Genomic DNA, 14,680 nt, shown 5'->3' on the forward strand with positions numbered 1-14,680 from the left:
CCCCAAGGAAAATCCCGCAACCGCGAGACGTTTCACGGATGCGGGATATTCAATGGGGCTGAAATTCAGCAGAGGTCTGTGGCGCTGATCTTGATGCCGAAGCCCTCGAGGCCGACATAGTGGCGCTCGCGCGAGGCCATCAGGCGGATCGAGGTGATGCCGAGATCCTTCAGGATTTGCGCGCCGAGGCCGATTTCCAGCCATTCGCTCTCGCGGGCCTGCGCCTCGTCATGGCCCTCGCGGTCATGCATGCCCTTGCGCGCCGTGGACGACTGGCCGACGCCGACGGAGCCCTCGCGCAGATACACGACGACGCCGCGGCCCTCACTTGCGATGCGCTTCATGATGGCGTCGATCTGGCGGTCCGCGCCGAAGACGTCGCCGCCGACATTTTCGAGATGCAGGCGCACCGGAATGTCGACGCCGTCGCGGATGTCGCCGAAGACGACGGCGAGGTGCTGCATCGGGTCCCAGGGCAGCGTGTAGGTCACGGCCCTGGCCCTGCCGTAGGGCGTCTCGATATCGAAGCTGCCGACCTGCTCGATCAGCGTTTCCTTGCGCTGGCGATAGGCGATGAGATCGGCGACGGAGACCTGCTTGAGGCCGTTCTTCTCCGCGAAGCTTGCAACCTGCGGGCCGCGCATGACGGTGCCGTCGTCGTTGACGAGCTCGCTGATCACGCCGATCGGCGGCAGGCTGGCGAGCTTGCAGAGGTCGACGGCGGCTTCCGTATGGCCGGAGCGCATCAGCACGCCGCCCTCTCGGGCGACGAGCGGGAAGATATGGCCGGGGCGCACGAAGTCGCTCGGGCCGATATTCGGATTGGCGAGGTTGCGCACCGTCAGCGTGCGGTCGTCGGCCGAAATGCCCGTCGTCGTGCCGTGCTTGAAGTCGACGGAGACGGTGAAGGCGGTGGTGTGCGCCGAATCGTTCTCCGCCACCATGGCGTTGAGGTTGAGGCGCTTGGCTTCCTCGCGCGGCATGGGCGTGCAGACGATGCCGGAGGTGTGGCGTACGATGAAGGCCATCTTTTCCGGCGTGCAATGCACGGCGGCGACGATCAGGTCACCCTCGTTCTCGCGGCCGTCGTCATCCATGACGACGACGATCTCACCGGCCTCGAAGGCGCGGATGGCGTCGACGACACGCTTCTGGTCGTAGCTCATGGCAGGCTCCTATTTCAGACGGCCGGTCTGGCCGCGGTCGCGCAGGTAATGGTCGGCAATGGCGCAGGCGACCATCGCCTCGCCGATGGGCACGGCGCGGATGCCGACGCAGGGATCGTGCCGGCCCTTGGTGCGCACGTCGACATTGTTGCCGTCGGCGTCGATGGAGCGGCGCTCGGTGAGGATGGAAGAGGTCGGCTTGATGGCGAAGCGCGCGACGACCGGCTGGCCGGTCGAGATGCCGCCGAGGATGCCGCCGGCATGGTTCGACAGGAAGATCGGGTTGCCGTCGTTGCCCATGCGCATCTCGTCGGCGTTCGCTTCGCCGGTGAGTTCCGCGGAGGCGAAGCCCTCGCCGATCTCGACGCCCTTGACGGCGTTGATCGACATGAGCAGCGAGGCGATGTCCTGGTCGAGCTTGCCGTAGATCGGCGCGCCGATGCCGGCCGGAACGCCCTCGGCAACGACTTCCACGACGGCGCCGACGGAGGAGCCGGCCTTGCGGATGCCATCGAGATACTCTTCCCAGACAGGCACGATGGCGGGGTCGGGCGCGAAGAACGGGTTGTTGTTGACCTCGTTCCAGTCCCAGTTATTGCGGTCGATCCTGTGCTTGCCGATCTGCACCAGCGCGGCGCGCACCGTCAGCCCCGGCACGACCTTGCGGGCAAGCCCGCCAGCGGCGACGCGCGCCGCGGTCTCGCGGGCGGAGGAGCGTCCACCGCCGCGATAGTCGCGGATGCCGTATTTGACGTCATAGGTGTAGTCGGCATGGCCCGGGCGGTAGCGGCGGGCGATCTCGCCGTAATCCTTGGAGCGCTGGTCGGTGTTCTCGATCAGCATGGAGACGGGCGTGCCGGTGGTGATTATCGTCTCGCCGTCCTCGTCCGGCATGACGCCGGAGAGCACCTTGACGAGGTCGTCCTCGCGGCGCTGCGTCACGAAGCGCGACTGGCCGGGCTTGCGCTTGTCGAGCCAGGCCTGGATTTCGGCGAGCGTGAAGCGGATGCCGGGCGGGCAGCCGTCCACCACGCAGCCGAGCGCCGGCCCGTGGCTTTCGCCCCAGGTGGTGACGCGGAAAAGGTGACCGAAAGTGTTGTGCGACATGAGCGGAACCGGACCTGAAAGATATGCGCCCTCTCTTAGTGGAAAAAGGCCGGGAGGGACAAGGGTTTCGCGCTTCCGGGGTGCGATTGCCCCTCATCCCCCTGCCGGGACCTTCTCCCCGCAGGCGGGGAGAAGGAACATGCGGCCCGGCTTTCCTGCCGGCGGAACGCTTGCGATTGAGGGAAACGATGCATCCTCCCCTTCGCCCCGCCTGCGGGGAGAAGGTCCCGGCAGGGGGATGAGGGGCAGCCTCGTAGCTAAGAAGCGATCTTCCACCGCATCTCGGCGCCGAAGGCGAGGAACGCCTCGTGCGAGAGCGGCCTGGCGAAGGCGAAGCCCTGCAGGAGGTCGCAGCCGAGCCGGTTCAGCATCTCGGCATGCTCCATGGTCTCGACGCCCTCCGCGACGATCTCGATGCCGAGCGAGCGGCCGATCTCGATGATCGAGCGCACCAGCGCCTGCTCGTTGTGCGAGGAGAGGATCGGCGCGACGAGCTGGCGGTCGATTTTCAGCCGTTTCGGCTTCAGCTTCAGGAGGCTGACGATGGAGGTGTGGCCGGTGCCGAAATCGTCGATCTCGATATCGATGCCGAGCGCCTTGATGCGCTCGAGATTGGCGAGCACGACGTCGTCGCTCTCGTCGAGGAAGATCGATTCCACCAGTTCGAAGGAAATCTGGCCGGGCTGGATGGAGAGGCCGGTGAGGCTGTCGATCAGGCTCTCGTCGCGCAGGCGCCGGGCCGAGACATTGACCGAGATCTTCGGCATGATCAGGCCCTGCGCCGCCCAGCGGGCGCAGTCGATCAGCGCCTTTTCGAGCACGATGCGGTCGAGCGTCGCCATGACGTTGAGATCTTCGGCGATCTTGAGGAAACGGTCGGGCGTCAGCAGGCCGTCGCGCGGATGATTCCAGCGGATCAGCGCCTCGGCGCCGGCGAGCTTCATCGTGCCGGCATCGATCTGCGGCTGGTAATAGGGCACGAATTCGTTGTTCTCGATGCCCGAGAGGATGTCGTCGGCGATGCGCTTGTTCGAGATGATCTCGGCCTGCAGCACCTCGGTGAAGAATTCGTGGCGGTTCCGTCCCATCGCCTTGGCGCGGTAGAGCGCGATGTCGGCATTGACGAGCAGCTTCGCCGTATCGATGGCGCGGCCCTCGGCGAGCGCGATGCCGATGCTGACGCCGAAGCGGCACAGATGCCCCTCGTATTCGACGGGTTGCTGCATGAGGCCGATGATGCGGCGGGCGAGCGTACTGAGATAGGTCTCGTCCGTCGTGCCGCCGGCGACCACGAGGAATTCGTCGCCGCCGATGCGCGCGACGAGATCGCCCGGCCGCGCGCAGGAGCGCAGCACCTGCGAGGCATGGATCAGCAGTGCGTCGCCGGCCGCATGGCCGAGCGTGTCGTTGATCTGCTTGAAGCGGTCGAGGTCGATATGCAGGATGGCGACGCGCTCGTCGGCGGTCCCGCTGCGCGCTGCGATCGCGGTCAGCTCGTCATCGAGCCTGCGGCGGTTGGCAAGGCCCGTCAGCGGATCGTGCAGCGCATTGTGCTCGATGCGATCCTTGGCCTGCGCCAGTTCGACATTCTTGGCGTCCGCCTGTTCCTTCGCCGCCTTGAGGCTCTGCTTGAGGATCACGTCCTCGGTGACGTCGAAGGCGAGGCCAATGAGCTTGCGGCCGCCGTCGGGGCCTCTGTGGATCTTGCCGACGGAGCGGACGTGGCGAATGATGCCCTCGGCAAGCAGGATGCGCGCTTCGTGAACATAGGGAAGATCGTGCTCGATGCAGTGGCCCACATTGTGCATGATCGCCTGCCGGTCCGCCTCGTGGATCGAGCCCAGCCACATTTCGCGCGTGACGACGCCGTCGGTATAGGTGAGGCCGTAGAGCTGGTGCATGCGCTCGTCCCACAGCGTTAACTCGTTCTCCAGGTCCGCTTCCCACAGGCCGCACTGGTAGGAATCGAGCGCAAGGTCGAGGCGCCGCGTCAGCTTCGCAAGCTCGGCATTCTGCACCTCGGCATGTTCCTTGGCGCGTTGAAGCGCCTGGTTGAGCAGGACGTCCTCGGTGACGTCCCAGCTGATGCCGGTCAGTTTTTCCATGCCGTTCGGGCCGACGAGGCGCGAGCCGACATTGCGGATATAGTGCCAGCTGCCGTCCGGCATGAGGATGCGGTATTGTGACCGGTATTCGCTGCCGCCGGCCAGGATGAGGTCCATCTCCGCCTTGGTCTTGGCGATGTCGTCGGGATGCAGCACCGAGCGCCATTCGTCGTCGTCCGGCGTCTCGTCTTCCGGAAAGCCGTGCAGGCGGTGCATCTGGCTGTCCCAACTGCGGCCGCCCGCGGGGAGTTCGATTTCCCAGATGCCGATCTTGGAGGCGTCGAGCGCGATGTCGAGGCGTTGCGACAGGGACTGGACCTGCCGCTCGCGCGCCCGCAGCCGCGCCATGTTGCGCTGCCGCTCGCTGACGAGGCCGCCGGTCAGGAAGATCGGGACGATGATGATGAGCGCGGCGGCGGCGGCGGTCAGCCTTATCTGCATGAGGTTGGCGGGTGGATGGTGCCAGCCGCTGGCCGGAACCGCGCCCAGTTCCCAGCGACCGCCGGGAAAATCGAGCACCTGCACGACCGGTTCGTTGTCGAACACGTCGGCGCTGCCGAAGAACGGATCGACGATATTGTCCGGCACGCTCACGTCGCGGATGGCAAGTTCGATGTCGGTGGTGTGCTGCGGGGCGCCCTGCCGCATATGACGGCCGGTCTGGAGCAGGCCGGCATCGATCAGCAGCCTGCGCTCGTCGATCAGCCCGTCGATATAGCCCCAGAAATCGCTCCGCGCGTCGACACGGGTGAAGACGGGCATGAAGAGGTGGAAACCGCGCCCGCCGCTGGCGAATTCGACCGGACCGAACATCAGCGACCGCCCGCGCGTTCGCACGCGCTCCGCTGCGGTGCGGAAGGAGGGAAAGCGGTTGAAGTCCGTGCCGAGATAATGCTCGGCGCCCTGTCGCGGAAATACCTGCGAGACCTTGCCGCCGGGTGCCACGCCGATCCGGCGGAAGTGGTTGTTCTGCACCATCAGCTTGTGGGCGAAAACGCCGAACTGCGCGGTGCCCTGATCGGGGGCGACGGAGAACAGGTTGGAAATGCTGCGCAGGGCGGCGATATTGCCCTTTACCTCACTCTGCAGGCGTGCGGCCGCCAGCGTCAGGTCGGCCGATACATGGTTTTGCAGTTCGCTGCGGTAGATGTTCTCGTTCAGCCGCTCATAGAGCACGTCGCCGGTGAGGATGACACAGCCCGCGATCGCGGCGGGAACGAGCGAGGGCCGCGCCCACTCTGCGATGGACGCCAGATGACGGCGAAGGGCGGCGAGCAAAGGCAAAAAGAATTCCCCGGTTGTGGCGAAACACTATGGGAGGCTTCCTTAAAATTGCATTTATAAGCGACTGAAATACTTGTGCTTCCTCCTGACTGTGGGTAGCAGCGGGGGTTTACCCGTCGGACAATGCGGGGGATGACGCATACCGTCACCTTGATTCGCGGGCCCTTTCCCGTCATCCATTCCATCCGGGACGGGCAACGGGCGAATTTCGCCATATTTGGGGGGCATCTGACGTGACCGGCAAAAAGACTGATTCATTTCCAGGGATTCGCAAGATGCGGTTGCTCATCGCTACACTGATGGCCATGGCTGTTCTCCTTTCACCGCTCGCCGCTTCCGCGGAAAGCGCCGATGTCGAGGCGGTGATCACCAAGGTGGATACGGCCAATCTCAGCCTGTCGCTCGACGACGGCAAGAAGTACCAGGCGCCGGAGGAGTTCAACTTCGACGGCCTCGAGCCGGGCGTGAAGGTGGTGGTGTTCTACACCGACGTCGACGGCAAGCGCGTCATCAACGATCTGGAGATCGTGCAGTAAGAGGTGGCGCTGCCTTTCATCCCCCTGCAGGAATCTTCTCCCTGCGGGCGGGGCGAAGGGCGCTGGGTGCGTCGGCAGGCAGCTTCAATCAGCACGGCATCCTAAAGCCAGTGCATCCCCGTTCCGTCGAGCCTGAGGATGCGGTCCTGATGGATCGGCGTGTTCGCTGCCTCTTCCTCATCCATGCCATTGAGCCGGAAGGCCGCGCGGAAGACGCCGCCGTGGCTGACGCAGACCGTCGGGCGCGTCACGTCGCCGAGGAACGAGCCGATGCGCCAGCAGAGGATCTCGTAGCTTTCGGCGTCCTCCCCCGGGGGAATGAAGTTCCATTTGGCGCGGGCGCGCTCTTCCACCCGCTCCGGGGCGCTCGCCTTCAGCTCGGCGAGCGTATGACCTTCCCAGTCGCCGAAGGAGAGTTCGACGAGGCGCGGATCGGTGCGGTAGGCGAGCGGGTCGAGACCCATGGCGCGGCGCAGGATCTCCATCGTCTCGCGCGTGCGCCCGAGCGGGCTCGCCACGAAATCGAAATCCGGAACGGTGTCGCCGAGAATGCCCTTGAGGGCATGGCCGTTGCCGGCCGCCTGGCGGCGGCCGGTGTCGTTGAGCGGGATGTCCTTCTGGCCTTGCAGCCTGCCCTCTGCATTCCACGCGGTCTGGCCGTGTCGGATCATGTAGATGAGCAAGGCGGGTCCCTGAAGTGCGTCAGTCCTTGATGACGGAAATGTCCGGTGCGTCCACGGCCTTCATGCCGATGACATGGTAGCCGCTGTCGGCATGGTGCGTCTCGCCCGTGACGGAGCGCGACAGGTCCGACAGGAGATAGAGGCCGACATCGCCTACTTCCTCGATGGTGACGGTACGGCGCAGCGGCGCATTGTACTCGTTCCACTTGAGGATATAGCGGAAGTCGCCGATGCCGGAGGCCGCGAGCGTCTTGATCGGGCCGGCCGAGACGGCGTTGACGCGGATGTTCTTCGGGCCGAGGTCGACGGCGAGATACTTGACGCTCGCCTCGAGCGCGGCCTTGGCGACGCCCATGACGTTGTAGTTCGGCATCACCTTCTCGGCGCCGTAATAGGTCAGCGTCAGCATGGAGCCGCCGTCGGTCATCAGCTTTTCCGCACGGCGGGCGACCGACGTGAAGGAATAGACCGAGATCTGCATCGTCTTGGCGAAGTTGCCGGGCGTGGTGTCGACATAGCGGCCCGTCAGCTCTTCCTTGTCGGAAAAGCCGATGGCGTGCACGATGAAGTCGATCTTGCCCCACATCTTCTCGATATTGTCGAAGACGGCGTCGATCGACGCCTCGTCGGAAACATCGCAGTCGCCGGCCAGCACCGCGCCGATTTCGGCGGCCAGCGGCTCGACGCGCTTCTTCAGGGCATCGCCCTGGTAGGTAAAGGCGATTTCGCCGCCCTGTGCATGGATAGCCTTGGCTATGCCCCAGGCGATGGAACGGTTGTTGGCGACGCCCATGATGACGCCGCGCTTGCCCTTCATCAGACCAGATGCCTGAACCATGGTTTGCCCCCTGATATCAAAGTCGAAATTGCCTATGGCATAGGCGGCAATGCGGTTCAAGCGCGCGGGGGTTCAGGAACTGTTAGCATCCGTAACATTGGGTGCATGTTTCACAGAAGAATCATAAATCGATTAAAGATAGAGACCTTCGCGCAGCGACCGCATGAGATCGATCATCTTGGCATCCGGCTTCTCCCACAGGAGAAGGCGGATTTCGGCAATGAGATCACCACGTTCGCCGTTGTCCTTCGTCAGTCCCTCGCCCTCGATGCGGATCGTCTGGTCCGATCCCGACCAGGCCGGAACCGTCACAGGGATCGGGCCGAGCGGCCCGTCGATCGTCGTCTCGCAGCCGAGGACGGCGTTCTCGATGGTGATCGGCAGGTCGATCCTGAGATCGAAACCGTCGGTGCGGAAGCGGCCGGGCGCGACTCGCACGGTGACGACGGCGTCGCCCCGCCGCAGATTCTCGATGCGGTATCCGGCCTCCCTGAGGCGGATGACCTGCCCGTCCGTCGTGCCCGCTCCGATGGGTACGCGGATCGTCTGGCCTTCCGGCGTCTCGATGGTCGGACGCACCCGGTTGAGGATGTCCTCCACCGTCACGGTGATGTCGGTAACGAGATCCGGCGCCTTGTCGATCCTTGCGCGGCTGCCGCGGATGCGGCGGATGATGGCGGAGATGATGGCGCCGCCCGGAGCGCTGCCGCGCGCCGGCATCGTCTCGTCGGTGGCGGCGGGCTCGTCCGCGGGTTTGCGGGCATCCTGCGCCGCGGCCGGCTGCGGCTGGGCCGGCGAGGCGGATTGCGCCTGCGGCTGGGGACGGGCCTGCGGTCTCGGCTCAGCCTGCTGGCCGCGGGAATCGACGCCGAAGATGCGGGCGATCATGTCTTCCGCGTCCTCGGACATGCGCGGGGCTTCGACCTTGCCCTTGCGCTCGGCCTCTCGGCGGCGCATCTGCTCCATGCGGCGAAGCTCGGCCTCGCGCTGCTGGCGGTCGTAGCGGCTGCGCTTTTCCGGGTCGCGCAGGAGATCGTAGGCGCGGCCGGCCTCGGTGAATCGCACGGTCGCGAGCGGGTCGTCGTGATTCTGGTCGGGATGCACGGCCTTCGCCAGCGAGCGCCAGGCGGCCTTGATTTCCTCCTGGCCCGCATTTCGCTTCACGCCGAGGACCGAATAGGGATCACGCATTACTTCCACCCGTTTCCGTTTACAGTCCAAGATAGCGAGAAACGTCCTAATCGGCTGTTACGGATCAGGGTTGAGAAAGTGCAAATACGCCCCGAACCGGGTCAGCCCTGGCGGTCGAAGGCGAGCAGCAGCCATTCGCCGGTATTGCCCATGCAGGTGCGGCCGGTGAAGCTGGCGATGCCCTGGTAGGAGTGCTTGGTCGTCACGAAGTCGCGGCAGGGACGGCCCGCCCTGTCCTGGTTTTCCGCGATGCTGCTGATGACGCCCGCGCTGCCCGAGGCGGAGTTCGCCCAGGGAATGGGATTGCCGCCGGTGCGCAGGAGGTCGGCCGAGGACACGGCATTGCGCACGGTGATCTCATCGGTCAGCCGTTCCGCGTTGCCGTTGGGCACAGTGTTGGTGCGCACCGTCTTGTCGACGTTGCTGTCCGAGGAGAACAGGTCAAGACCGCTCATGCAGCCCGAAAGCGCCACGCCGGACATCATGACGGCGGCGAGCCCGAGGCTGCGCGTCCAGTTTGGCTTTGTCTCCGGTCGCGTCTTTGTTATGTCTTTCACTCCAGACTGCCTCATACAGCTAGATAGATCGGCATTGATTCAAATATGAGCGATAATGCGTTAACAAGCGGTGACTTCACCGAGCAAAACGAACCCTATGCCCTGTTCGGCGCGTGGCTGGCGGAAGCCGGCAAGAGCGAGCCGAACGACGCCAACGCGCTGGCGCTCGCCACCGTCGACGAGACGGGCCTGCCGAATGTGCGCATGGTCCTGCTCAAGGGCTTCGACGAGCGGGGCTTCGTGTTCTACACGAATTTCGAGAGCCGCAAGGGCGTGGAGATCCTGGGTGCCCGCAAGGCTGCCATGTGCTTCCACTGGAAATCGCTGCGCCGGCAGGTGCGCGTGCGCGGCGATATCGAGATCGTGTCGGATGCGGAGGCCGACGAATACTATGCCTCGCGCCCGCGCGGCAGCCGCATCGGCGCCTGGGCCTCCAAGCAGTCGCGGCCGCTCGAAAGCCGCTTCGCGCTGGAAAAGGCGGTCGCGGAATATACCGCGCGCTATGCGATCGGCGACATTCCCCGCCCATCCCACTGGTCCGGCTTCCGCCTGAAACCCGTCTCCATCGAGTTCTGGCACGACCGTCCCTTCCGCCTGCACGACCGCGTGGAATTCCGCCACACGGAAGATGGGAAGGGGTGGACGAAGGTGCGGATGTATCCGTGAATGAAATGGCATGGGGGAAGGGGCGCCCCTCACCTGCCTGCCGGCATCCTCTCCCCGTAAACGGGGCGAGGAGCGATGGGCGCGCCGTTCTGCCCCTTCTCCCCGCCTGCGGGGAGAAGGTCCCGGCAGGGGGATGAGGGGCAATTGCTCGAAGCCTACCGCCGCATCAGCCTGAACGGGATGCCCGAAGCGAGCGCGCCGACATATTTCGGCTTCTGGTAAAGCCCGTTCAGCGAGATGCGGGGAAGGGCGGTCGGCATGTCGAAGGAACGCGCGGAGAGCGTGCCGGGCTCGGTCGTCACGGCGGCGCGGAAGCCGAGCTCCTTGGCGAGGCGGTATTCGCGCGGCGATGCCGCGGCGCGGTCGCCATAGGGATAGGCGAAGGTTTCCGGGCGCTGGCCGGTGATCGCGGCGATGCGCTCGGCCGACTGGTCCATCTCGCGGCGGGCCTCGTCCTCGCCAAGGCGCGACAGCGCGCGGTGGCTGACGGTGTGCGCGCCGATCGAGGCGAGGGGGTTGACTACGAGGCTCTTCAGTTCCGGCTCGCGCATGACGAGCCGTTCCGTGATCATCAGCGGATCGATGCCATGGGCCTTCGCCACCGTGTCGAGCCGCTCGATGGCCGCGGCCTCGTCGGCTCCGCCATGGACGAACCGCGCGAAACGGGCATAGGCCGCCTGCTTCTGGAAGGGCGTGGCGAGCGGCATGGTGACGGGGCCGGAGCCGAAGTCGAATTCCAGATGCGGCACGGCGCGCAGCAGTTCCGTCACCGTCTCCCACCAGATGCCGTGCGTCTTGCAGGAAAGGCCGGGCGCGACGAAGACGGTGAAGGGTACCTTGTGCCGGGTGAACACCGGCTGGGCGTGGACCGCATTGTTACGGTAGCCGTCATCGAGCGTGAAGGCGGCAAAGCGTTCGCCGGCGCGCGCGATGGCAAGGCGCGCGGCCATGTCGGCAAGCGCGACGAACTGGTAGCCTTCGTCCCGAAGATGCTCGATGGCGGCCTCCAGGAATTCCGGCGTGATCTCCAGATGCGCATTGGGATCGAAGGTCTGCGGCGCTTTCGGCCGCACATGGTGCAGGGTGAAGATCGCGCCCATGCCGCGGGCGGACGCCATCAGCCCGACGCGCTCCGCCAGATGCGCGAACTCCAGCCCGCCGGTGATCACGGCGCGCTTCAGTCCCTGTCGCATGACGCTGCGGATCGGCATGTCGTCTTCGTCTTCCCTTGCTGTTTTCCGCCGTGGTTATCGCATCCGGTCGGTATCCGAGTGGTTAACAACGGCTTTCCTGTGACGGGGCGGCGCGGGCCGGCCGGACTGGAAGGTGAGGATGCGGATCACCTCCAGGAAGACGGTCGTGAGATCGGCGAGCATGTTTTATTCCTCCATGCCTGTTTTCCGCATGGATTGTCCGCCCGCTTGCCACCTGTCCTCAAACGAGTTTATCGTCGAATTCAGATGACTTGAGGTTATGCGATGAAACGTGGACGGCTGCCGCTGACGGCGCTGAGGAGCTTCGAGGCGGCGGGCCGGCTCGGCAGCTTCACGCTTGCCGCCGACGAGCTCGCGGTCTCGCAGGCCGCCGTCAGCCGGCAGGTCAAGGAGCTGGAGGCCGATCTCGGCAGGCCGCTCTTCGAGCGCCGCCACCGCGCCGTGCGCCTGACGCCGGCGGGGCAGGCGCTGCTTGCCGTCCTGTCGCGCTCCTTCGACGCCATCGACGCCAGCCTGTCGGAGGTCCGCGGCCGGCGCGGCGGCGGGCTGGTGGAAATCAGCGCCGAGCCGTCCTTCGCCGCCTGCTGGCTGGTGCCGCATCTCGACGATTTCCGCGGGGGCCATCCGGAGATCGACGTGGCGGTCGATTCCGACATGCGGCTCATCGATTTCCGCGCCCACGAGGCGGAGATCGCCGTGCGGCATGGACTGGATGCGAAGGTCTGGCCGCGCACCGAGGCCGACCACCTGATCGACGTGGAACTCGTACCGGTGATCGCGCCGGGCCTTCTTGCCGGGGGTCCAGCGATAAGGACACCGGCCGACCTGCTCGCCCATACCCTGCTGCACGAGGAGAACCGCAGCGTCTGGGAGCGCTGGTTTGCCGCCGCCGGCCTGCCCGATGTAGCGCTCGGCCGCGCGCAGATTTTCGCGGAAGGCAATCTGGTGCTGCAGGCGGTGCTGCGCGGCCACGGTGTCGCGCTGGTCGACAGTTTCCTGGCCGCCGAAGACATCGCCGCCGGCCGCCTCGTCCAGCCCTTCGACCTGTCGATCCGCCACGGCGCCTACTGGCTGGTGGCGCGCAGCTTCAAGCGCCTCTCGCCGGAGGCGCGCGCCTTCCGCGACTGGCTGCTGCGGCGCATCGAAGCCTGAAAATCAGGCCTTCGTGCCGCCGACGGTGATCTGGTCCATCCTGAGATGCGGCTGGCCGACGCCGACCGGCACCCACTGACCGGCCTTGCCGCAATTGCCGATGCCGGTGTCGAGCTTCGTGTCGTTGCCGATCATCGAGACGCGGCGCATGGCGTCCGGCCCGTTGCCGATCAGCATGGCGCCCTTGACCGGCGCCGTCACCTTGCCGTTCTCGATGAGATAGGCCTCGGTGCAGCCGAAGACGAACTTGCCCGAAGTGATGTCCACCTGCCCGCCGCCGAAGGAGACGGCATAGAGGCCGTTCTTCACCGAGGCGATGATCTCCTCCGGCGTCCTGTCGCCGGAGAGCATGTAGGTGTTCGTCATGCGCGGCATCGGGCGGTAGGCATAGCCCTGGCGGCGGCCGTTGCCGGTCGCCTTCATGCCCATCAGGCGGGCGTTCTGCCGGTCCTGCATGTAGCCGACCAGCCTGCCGTCCTCGATCAGCACGTTATAGGCCGAGGGCGTGCCCTCGTCGTCGATGGTGATCGAGCCGCGGCGGTTGTCGATGGTGCCGTCGTCGACGACGGTGACGCCCTTTGCGGCGACCTGCTCGCCCATCAGCCCGGCAAAAGCCGAGGTCTTCTTGCGGTTGAAGTCGCCCTCCAGCCCGTGGCCGACGGCCTCGTGCAGCATGACGCCCGGCCAGCCGTTGGAAAGCACAACGTCCATCGTGCCCGCCGGCGCCTCGACGGCCTCGAGATTGACGAGCGCCTGGCGCAGCGCCTCGTCGGCGCCCGCGCGCCAGCTTTCGCCGGTGAGGAAGGCGTCGAAGGTCGTGCGCCCGCCGATGCCGTAGCCGCCTGTCTCCTGCCGGTCACCCTCGCCGACGACGACGGAAATGTTGACGCGGGTCATCGGGCGGACGTCCGTGACGCGGTGGCCGTCGGCGCGCAGGATATTGACGACCTGCCAACTCGCGGCGATGGAGGCCGTCACCTGCCGCACCTTCGGGTCCTTGCCGCGCAGATAGGCGTCGATCTCGGTCAGAAGCGCCACCTTCTGCTCGAAGGTCGGCGAACCGATCGGATTGTCTTCCGTATAGAGCCGGCGATTGGTGCCGACGGGCGCGTCGGCATAGTCGCCGGAAAAGCCGCGCGTCACTGCGCCGGCCGCATCCGCCGCGCGCTTCAGCGCCGAAAGCGTCATCTCGCCCGAATGGGCATAACCGACCGCCTCGCCCGCGACGGCGCGCAGGCCAAATCCCTGGTCCGTGTTGAAGCTGCCGCCCTTCAGGCGGCCATTATCGAAGGAGAGCGATTCGGCCTGCGCATGTTCGAGGAACAGTTCGCCGTCGTCCGCTCCTTTCAGCGTCTCCCGCAGCACCGCCTGAACGGACGCCTCGTCGGCATCGAAGAGGGAAAGAAGGTCGGTGTTCATGGGCGGCTCCGCAGGCTCTTGAATACGGGGTTCATGTAAGTTCCCCGGCGGCGGGCGGCAAGCCCGCCGGTGCGCCTCTTACGGCAGCGCGTCGTAGCCTTCGCCGAAACCCTTGAGGTCGACGGGGATGCCGATGCCCTCTTCCGGCGACTGGAAGACGATGAAGGTGGCCGTCGCGCCGGAGCGGAAGGTCTTCAGGAGCTCGTCCTCCAGCACGACTTCGGCATAGCAGCCGTCGGAGAAGCAGCGCACGAAATAGGCGCGGCCGATATCCTTGCCGTCGACATTGAGGCCGAGGCCGTTCGGCAGCAGGACGCCGAGCGGGGCGAGCACGCGCAGGATTTTCGCCTTGCGGTCAGCGGTCTTGAGCACGACGACCGAGAGGCCGAGCTCGGGCCGGTCCTCGGCAAGCACGTTCTGCATCAGGGCGCATTGTTCACCGGAGGCGCCGGCCGGCTGATCGCAGACGATCGACCAGGCGCCATGGTTCGATTTCACCGTGCCGGGCTGCTGGGCCGCCGCAAGGGACGGGAGCGCTGCGGCGCCGAGCCCCAGAACGGCAGCTCCAAGTGCCGCCCGGGACAGCCGGGAAAGGGAAGCAAAACCCATGAAAACCTCGGAATCTCGAATCAATCGCGGTATCTTTGAATAGGCGGCGGGGAAATGAAAAGCCCCGGCCGCTCATTTCCGATTGATTGAAGGCGGAAATTGGACGGCGAACAGGCGGGACGACGATACTTTATATATAACCCGCGTGGACTG

Annotated in this window: 14 protein-coding genes; 3 read left to right on the forward strand and 11 right to left on the reverse strand. The window is 65.7% G+C overall.

Features of this window, described 5'->3' with window-relative positions; all coding sequences use genetic code 11:
• Nucleotides 1-65: 65 nt before the first annotated feature.
• The 3 genes from ribB to DSD28_RS01065 all read right to left on the reverse strand — a co-directional run bounded on the left by ribB (nucleotide 66) and on the right by DSD28_RS01065 (nucleotide 5,662).
• Nucleotides 66-1,166, reverse strand: a complete 1,101-nt coding sequence (gene ribB / locus DSD28_RS01055) for a 3,4-dihydroxy-2-butanone-4-phosphate synthase (protein ID WP_119254502.1) — start codon at nucleotides 1,164-1,166, stop codon at nucleotides 66-68.
• Between the two features lie 9 nt (nucleotides 1,167-1,175).
• The gene (gene aroC, locus DSD28_RS01060; RefSeq protein WP_119254503.1) at nucleotides 1,176-2,273 is read right to left on the reverse strand and encodes a chorismate synthase; all 1,098 of its coding nucleotides are present in this window, start codon (nucleotides 2,271-2,273) and stop codon (nucleotides 1,176-1,178) included.
• Nucleotides 2,274-2,530: 257 nt separating this feature from the next.
• On the reverse strand, nucleotides 2,531-5,662 hold the full coding sequence (locus tag DSD28_RS01065; RefSeq protein ID WP_162911169.1) for a bifunctional diguanylate cyclase/phosphodiesterase: 3,132 nt from the start codon (nucleotides 5,660-5,662) through the stop codon (nucleotides 2,531-2,533).
• Nucleotides 5,663-5,937: 275 nt separating this feature from the next.
• On the opposite strand from DSD28_RS01065, the gene DSD28_RS01070 reads away from it, so the two are divergent.
• Entirely contained in the window at nucleotides 5,938-6,198 is a 261-nt protein-coding gene (locus DSD28_RS01070) for a DUF1344 domain-containing protein (protein WP_119254505.1), read from the forward strand.
• A gap of 101 nt (nucleotides 6,199-6,299) precedes the next feature.
• Here the strand turns inward: DSD28_RS01070 and DSD28_RS01075 are convergent, their stop codons facing one another.
• The 4 genes from DSD28_RS01075 to DSD28_RS01090 form a co-directional block, all read right to left on the reverse strand.
• On the reverse strand, nucleotides 6,300-6,881 hold the full coding sequence (locus tag DSD28_RS01075) for a histidine phosphatase family protein (RefSeq protein WP_119254506.1): 582 nt from the start codon (nucleotides 6,879-6,881) through the stop codon (nucleotides 6,300-6,302).
• A gap of 19 nt (nucleotides 6,882-6,900) precedes the next feature.
• Nucleotides 6,901-7,719, reverse strand: coding sequence for an enoyl-ACP reductase FabI (fabI, locus tag DSD28_RS01080; protein WP_119254947.1), 819 nt, complete (start codon nucleotides 7,717-7,719; stop codon nucleotides 6,901-6,903).
• Nucleotides 7,720-7,851: 132 nt separating this feature from the next.
• Nucleotides 7,852-8,910 carry a DnaJ C-terminal domain-containing protein gene (locus DSD28_RS01085; RefSeq protein WP_119254507.1) on the reverse strand — a complete coding sequence of 353 codons (1,059 nt, stop codon included), beginning with the start codon at nucleotides 8,908-8,910 and terminating at the stop codon, nucleotides 7,852-7,854.
• Between the two features lie 101 nt (nucleotides 8,911-9,011).
• Nucleotides 9,012-9,467 carry an RT0821/Lpp0805 family surface protein gene (locus DSD28_RS01090; protein ID WP_245424699.1) on the reverse strand — a complete coding sequence of 152 codons (456 nt, stop codon included), beginning with the start codon at nucleotides 9,465-9,467 and terminating at the stop codon, nucleotides 9,012-9,014.
• A gap of 45 nt (nucleotides 9,468-9,512) precedes the next feature.
• On the opposite strand from DSD28_RS01090, the gene pdxH reads away from it, so the two are divergent.
• On the forward strand, nucleotides 9,513-10,133 hold the full coding sequence (pdxH, locus tag DSD28_RS01095) for a pyridoxamine 5'-phosphate oxidase (protein ID WP_119254509.1): 621 nt from the start codon (nucleotides 9,513-9,515) through the stop codon (nucleotides 10,131-10,133).
• Between the two features lie 155 nt (nucleotides 10,134-10,288).
• Here the strand turns inward: pdxH and DSD28_RS01100 are convergent, their stop codons facing one another.
• Complete coding sequence (locus tag DSD28_RS01100) at nucleotides 10,289-11,344, reverse strand: polysaccharide deacetylase family protein (protein WP_119254510.1); 1,056 nt, start codon at nucleotides 11,342-11,344, stop codon at nucleotides 10,289-10,291.
• Nucleotides 11,345-11,380: 36 nt separating this feature from the next.
• Nucleotides 11,381-11,509, reverse strand: coding sequence for a hypothetical protein (locus DSD28_RS26350; RefSeq protein WP_281048082.1), 129 nt, complete (start codon nucleotides 11,507-11,509; stop codon nucleotides 11,381-11,383).
• 102 nt (nucleotides 11,510-11,611) lie between these two features.
• Here DSD28_RS26350 and DSD28_RS01105 point away from each other — a divergent pair, with 102 nt between their 5' ends.
• The gene (locus DSD28_RS01105) at nucleotides 11,612-12,499 is read left to right on the forward strand and encodes a LysR substrate-binding domain-containing protein (RefSeq protein ID WP_119254511.1); all 888 of its coding nucleotides are present in this window, start codon (nucleotides 11,612-11,614) and stop codon (nucleotides 12,497-12,499) included.
• A gap of 3 nt (nucleotides 12,500-12,502) precedes the next feature.
• Here DSD28_RS01105 and tldD read toward each other — a convergent pair whose 3' ends face one another.
• Complete coding sequence (gene tldD / locus DSD28_RS01110; protein WP_119254512.1) at nucleotides 12,503-13,918, reverse strand: metalloprotease TldD; 1,416 nt, start codon at nucleotides 13,916-13,918, stop codon at nucleotides 12,503-12,505.
• A 78-nt stretch (nucleotides 13,919-13,996) separates the two neighbouring features.
• Nucleotides 13,997-14,527 (reverse strand): invasion associated locus B family protein, encoded by a 531-nt coding sequence (locus DSD28_RS01115; protein WP_119254513.1) that lies wholly within the window; start codon nucleotides 14,525-14,527, stop codon nucleotides 13,997-13,999.
• Nucleotides 14,528-14,680 lie beyond the last annotated feature (153 nt).

This window comes from Shinella zoogloeoides (assembly GCF_003574625.1).
In the GTDB taxonomy this organism is placed as follows: domain Bacteria; phylum Pseudomonadota; class Alphaproteobacteria; order Rhizobiales; family Rhizobiaceae; genus Shinella; species Shinella zoogloeoides_A.